The 5,366-nt window shown below is 72.2% G+C and carries 4 protein-coding genes and 1 pseudogene; 1 reads left to right on the top strand and 4 read right to left on the bottom strand.

Annotated features, from left to right (window positions below; all coding sequences use genetic code 11):
* Nucleotides 1-526 (top strand): annotated as a pseudogene (locus tag JHN63_RS48290) (rRNA cytosine-C5-methyltransferase); the annotation flags it as partial.
* A gap of 198 nt (nt 527-724) precedes the next feature.
* Here the strand turns inward: JHN63_RS48290 and JHN63_RS48295 are convergent.
* The 4 genes from JHN63_RS48295 to JHN63_RS48310 form a co-directional block, all read right to left on the bottom strand.
* Nucleotides 725-1,912: an alpha-hydroxy-acid oxidizing protein gene (locus JHN63_RS48295; RefSeq protein ID WP_200691489.1), complete on the bottom strand. Its 1,188-nt coding sequence runs from the start codon at nt 1,910-1,912 to the stop codon at nt 725-727.
* Nucleotides 1,913-1,946: 34 nt separating this feature from the next.
* Complete coding sequence (locus JHN63_RS48300; protein ID WP_200691490.1) at nt 1,947-3,215, bottom strand: cytochrome P450; 1,269 nt, start codon at nt 3,213-3,215, stop codon at nt 1,947-1,949.
* Between the two features lie 93 nt (nt 3,216-3,308).
* The gene (locus JHN63_RS48305) at nt 3,309-3,788 is read right to left on the bottom strand and encodes a type II toxin-antitoxin system RatA family toxin (protein ID WP_200691491.1); all 480 of its coding nucleotides are present in this window, start codon (nt 3,786-3,788) and stop codon (nt 3,309-3,311) included.
* Between the two features lie 43 nt (nt 3,789-3,831).
* Complete coding sequence (locus JHN63_RS48310; RefSeq protein ID WP_200691492.1) at nt 3,832-4,962, bottom strand: acyl-CoA dehydrogenase family protein; 1,131 nt, start codon at nt 4,960-4,962, stop codon at nt 3,832-3,834.
* Nucleotides 4,963-5,366: the final 404 nt, after the last annotated feature.

Genomic DNA, 5,366 nt, shown 5'->3' on the forward strand with positions numbered 1-5,366 from the left:
CGCCGCGGTGGCCGCCGAGCGCGGGGCGACGCTCCTCGCCTCCGAGAAGCTGCCGCACCGCGCGGGCCTGGTGGCGAAGGCGCTCGCCGGGAACCCCGGCCCCTACCAGGTCATCGCCGCCGACGGGACCCGGCCGCCGTGGCGTCCCGGCAGCTTCGACCGGGTCCTGATGGACGTGCCCTGCACCGGACTCGGCGCGCTGCGCCGCCGGCCCGAGGCCCGCTGGCGCCGCCGCCCGGAGGACCTCGAAGGCTTCGCGCCGCTCCAGCGCGACCTGCTGCGCACCGCCCTCGAATCCGTGCGCGTCGGCGGGGTCGTCGGCTACGCCACCTGCTCACCGCACCTCGCCGAGACCCGGGCCGTCGTCGACGACATCCTCAAGCAGTACCCGGCCACCGAACTCATCGACGCCCGCCCGCTCCTGCCGGACGTACCGGCACTCGGCCCGGGGCCCGACCTACAGCTGTGGCCGCATCTGCACGGCACGGACGCGATGTATCTGGCCCTCATCCGCCGGACCGGCTGACCGAGCGCCGGCCCTCTGTCTCCCTCTTTGCGGGCGCCGGACGGACCTGCGGGGCTCCTCCCGGTCGGCTCACCCACCGCACACGGACGCGGCGGATCCTGCGGGTGCCGGCGGTGGGGGCCGGGCGGTTGGCCCGTGGCGCCGTACGCGAGGAGGTCGTGCGGGAGCCGCCGACCGCCGTCCGTCCGGACGCGGCTGTCATACGACGCGCTGGAGTGCGTCCTTCGTGAGGTCGGCGAGGGTCGGGTAGCCGTCGACGGCCATGATCAGGTCGGTCTCCGCGAGGAGCGAGCGCAGGACGTGGACGATGCCGTCCGTGCCGCCGAGGGCCAGGCCGTAGGCGTACGGGCGGCCGATGCCCACGGCTGTCGCGCCCAGGGCTATCGCCTTGACGATGTCCGCGCCGCTGCGGATGCCGGAGTCGAAGAGGACCGGGAGGCCGTCCGCCGCCTCGACCACGGCGGGGAGCGCGTCGAGGGCGGGGAGGCCGCCGTTGGCCTGGCGGCCGCCGTGGTTGGAGCAGTAGACGCCGTCCACGCCTCCGTCCCTGGCCCGGCGTACGTCCTCGGGGTGGCAGACGCCCTTCACGATCAGGGGGAGGTCGGTGAGGGAGCGCAGCCAGGGGAGGTCGTTCCAGGTGAGCGGGTTGCCGAAGAGCTGGGTCCAGAGCAGGACCGCGGACTGCGGGTCCTCCTCCGGGGTGCGGGCGAGGCGGGCGCGGAAGACCGGGTCGCTCGTGTAGTTGGCGAGGCAATGGCCGCGCAGCTGGGGGAAGTTGGCGGTGGAGAGGTCGCGCGGGCGCCAGCCGGTGACCCAGGTGTCGAGGGTGACCACGATGCCCTGGTACCCGGCCTGTTCCGCGCGGTGCACGAGGCTCGCGGCGAGGTCCCGGTCGGTGGGCGTGTAGAGCTGGAAGAGGCCCGGGGTGTCCCCGGACTCGGCGGCGACCTCCTCCAGCGGGTCGACCGTGAGCGTCGAGGCGACCATCGGTACGCCGGTGCGCGCGGCGGCCCGTGCGGTCGCCAGGTCGCCGTGGCCGTCCTGGGCGCACAGGCCGATGACGCCGATCGGTGCCATGAACACGGGGGAGGGCAGCCGCATCCCGAACAGGTCCACGGACAGGTCGCGTTCGGCCGCGCCGACGAACATACGGGGGACCAGTCCCCAGTGGTCGAAGGCGGTCACGTTGGCCCGCTGGGTGCGTTCGTCGCCGGCGCCGCCCGCGACGTAGGACCACACGGAGGGCGGCAGCGCGGCGCGCGCCCGGTCCTCCAACTCCGCGAAGGCCATGGGGTAGGAGGGCACGATGCCGCCGAGCCCGTTCAGGTAGATCTCGTTCTGGTACGACCCGAACGGCTGTGCCGGCGGCTGTCCCACGGCGTTCATGGCGTCTCCCTCGTCGCTTGCGCTCCCGCCATTTTCACATCGGGGAGGCTGCTTGCGAGGTGGGGTTCTCGAGGGTGGCCGGGGTGAGCCGGACCGGCAGTTCGCGCCAGCCCTGGGCGATGAAGGACGGGACCTGTTCCAGGTCGCCCTCCGGCACCGCCAGGGCGATGTCCGGGAAGCGTTCGAAGAGTGCGGGGAGGGCGGTCAGTGTCTCCATACGGGCCAGCGGGGCGCCCACACAGCGGTGCACTCCGATGCCCAGGGCGAGATGCCCGTCCGCGTTCCGCGCCACGTCGAAGAGGTGGGCGTCGGGGCCGAAGCGCTCCGGGTCGTGTCCCGCCGCGGCGATGGTCGTGAGGATGGCCTCCCCGGCGCGGATCGTCGTACCGTCCGGTGTCGTGATGTCGGTGACCGCGTAGCGCAACGGCACGTTCGCGATGGACGGCGCCCAGCGCAGCGTCTCCTGGACGACCTGGTCCCAGGTCAGGTGCCCGGCGAGCACCCGCTTGAGCTGGTCGGGGTGGCGGAGCAGGGCGTGGACGGCGTTGCCGATCAGGTTGACGGTCGTCTCGAAACCGGCGCCGATGACGAGGAGCAGGGTGTGGATCAGCTCCTCCTCGGAGAGCTGGTCGCCCTCGTCGCGGACCGTGATCAGCTCGGTGGTCAGGTCGTCGCCGGGGTGCTCGCTCTTCTCCGCTATCAGCGCCGGCAGCACGGTCACGATCTGTTCGAGGACGTCCGCGGCCTGCTCCGGGGTCCCGGTGGTGTCCATGATCCCCTCGATGAGCCGCGCGACCGCGGCCCGCATCCGCTCGGGCACGCCGAACAGATCGCAGATCATCCGCATGGGCAACGGATGCGCGAACTCCGCCCGCAGATCGACGACTTGGCCCGCCGGTGTCTCCGCCATCGCGTCGAGCAGACCCGCGGTGATCTCCCGCACCCGGGGGAGCATGGCCTCCGTGCGATGCCGGGTGAAGCTCGGGGCGACGAGCTTGCGCAGCCGGGTGTGGTCCTCGCCGTAGGAGCTGAGCATGTTGACGATGCTGGTCCAGCTGTAGAGCCACGCCCACTCCGGTTGGCCCGCGACCTTGTCGTACAGGGACCAGTGCCGGCGGGCGTCCCTGCTCACGCGGGGGTCGAGCATCAGTGACTTCAGCAGCTCGTACCGGGTGACGGCCCAGGCGGGGACGCCGCCGGGCAGTTCCACCGGCACGACGGCGCCGAGCGCGCGCAGCCGGGCGGCCTCCGCGGGGACGGCCTTGCCGTAGGGGTCGAGCACGACGGTCCGGCGTTTGTCCACGGGGCGCTCCTCGAGGTTGTCGGCGGCACGGGGGTCGTACGGAAGAAGGTGTTGAAGTCTGTTCGGCGGCGAGGGAGTTGGGTGTCCGGGTGGTCAGCGAGCGGCGGTGGCCGTGTCGCGGCGGCTGCCGGTGAGGCGGATGTCCTCGCCCAGGAGGCCGCGCAGGATCAGGCCCATGCTCTCGTCCAGGGCTCGCATCGCGACCGGGTTGATGATCGGCTCCAGGCTGGGGATGCCCAGGTCGAACTCGCAGGTGAACAGCACGCTCGCGTCCTCGCCGACCTGGGTGATGTCCCATTGGCCGACGAAACTGGCGAAGTCGCCGGTGAGTTGGTCGAAGGTGATCCGCCGGGCGACGGGATCCATGACGTCCCGCTCGGTCCACCGCAGCAGACCGCTGCGGAAGTGCACCTCCCACGCGGACTCCACGGCGCCGGCCCCGTCGGGCGTCACGGTGACGGACCGCACCGTGTCCGTGTACTCGGTGTACCGCTCGTAGTCCTGGACCCGGTCGAAGACGTGGGTGGCGTCGCCGTTGGGGACGATCGCCTCGATGTGTACGTGGCAGGTCATGCGGGTTCTCCCTCGGTGTGTGTCGATACGTCGGATGTCGTGGTCAGCCCAGCACCAGCGGGCCTCCCGCGAAGGCGGCGCAGATGCCCTCGGCCGCCCATCCGCGCGACGGCGGATGGAACTTCAGGGCCGCCGAGCACGCCGCGAGATACGCGGTGTCGTCGGTGGAGACGTACTCCATGCCGCCCAGCGCCTCCAGACAGCGCGGTACCACCCGGTCGATGGTGTCCTGCGTCGAGAAACGGCAGACCAGCGCGCGGAGAAGATCGTCCTGACCGAGCGGCCGGCCCGAGTCCACCTCGGCGGCGGCACCGCGGATGCCGCTCATGGCGGACTCCAACTCGACCAGGATCGAGGCCCGTTCGGCCGCGCTCGCCCGTTTCGCCAGGAGCACGCGCTCGGCGAGCGCGCCGGCCATTCCGAGATACGACGCGGCCATCAGCAGCTCGAACCACACGAAGCCGACGGTCTGGACGGGGTCCAGCGTGCGGTCCTCGCCGAGCCCGGTGCGGATCACGAGATCCGGTGGGACCCGTACGTCCCGCAGCCGGACCTCGTCGCTCTCAGCGCCGGCGAGGACGAAGCTGCCCCAGAACGGGTGCACGGAGATGCCGGGTGTCGCGGCGGGGACCACGGCCACGGCGAGTTCCGGGCCCTTATCGCCGTCGAGGGTCACCGACACGCTCAGCAGGTCCATCGACGCCGACAGACTGCACGGCTTCTTGGCGCCGTTGAGCACGACGTCGTCGCCGTCCTGGTACGCCTTGATGGAGGAGTCGAGGATCGACTGTCCCGGCCGGCCCTCGGCGAAGCCGGACGCGACCAGCAGCCGTTGGTCGGCCACGGCCTCCAGCAGCATCCACTCCATGCCCTGCGCGACCTCGTACGCCTGGACGAGCCCGGCCACCGACAGGTGGTGCATGGTGGTGGCCACCGCCAGCGACGGGCTGCGCGCCCCGACCGCCCGCTGCAAGGACACGGCGTCCTCGGCACCGATGCCGAGTCCGCGGTGCGCCGCCGGCACCAGCAGCGCGGGGCCGCCGGCTTCCTTGAACAGGGGCAGCGCGGGGCCGCCCGGACGTTCCCGTTCCCGTTGCGGCAGCGCGGCGAGCCGGTCGTCGAGCCCGGGCAGGAACTGGTTCAGTACCGCGCGCTCGGGTTCAAGAAAGTACATCGCCGTCTCCTTCTTGATGTGCGGGATTCTTGTGGGTGTGCGGTGCCGGGTGGTCGATGGGGAGTGGTGTGGTCGGCGGGGGGGGGCTTCTCCGGTGTGCGGTTCGTGTGGACGGCGGCCTCGGTCGGCCGGGGGCGCGCTTGATCTGCGGGACTTCTACGGGTTTGTAGTGCGGGGCGGTCGGCGGGGTCCGGTGCGGTGGCTGTCGTGCCGGGGCTGCCCTGGAAGTCGGTGGTGGTGTCCCGCCGTCATGGCGACTGCCTGGTCGGGACGGGGTGGGCGTGGGCTTCTTCGGCGGGGCGGGGCACGGGTCCACTGGAGGCGTTTTTGGTTGGCGGCGCATGCGGGCTGCGGAGTCTCCAGGGGGCGTGGTGCGGGGCCGTCGGCGGGGTCCGGTGCGGTCG

The organism is Streptomyces sp. MBT65, from assembly GCF_016612545.1.
Lineage (GTDB): Bacteria > Actinomycetota > Actinomycetes > Streptomycetales > Streptomycetaceae > Streptomyces.

Coding starts and splice junctions, on each gene's coding strand:
- JHN63_RS48310 (WP_200691492.1), bottom strand. CDS start 4,962: ATGTACTTTCTTGAACCCGAGCGCGCGGTACTGAACCAGTTCCTGCCC.
- JHN63_RS48295 (WP_200691489.1), bottom strand. CDS start 1,912: ATGAACGCCGTGGGACAGCCGCCGGCACAGCCGTTCGGGTCGTACCAG.
- JHN63_RS48305 (WP_200691491.1), bottom strand. CDS start 3,788: ATGACCTGCCACGTACACATCGAGGCGATCGTCCCCAACGGCGACGCC.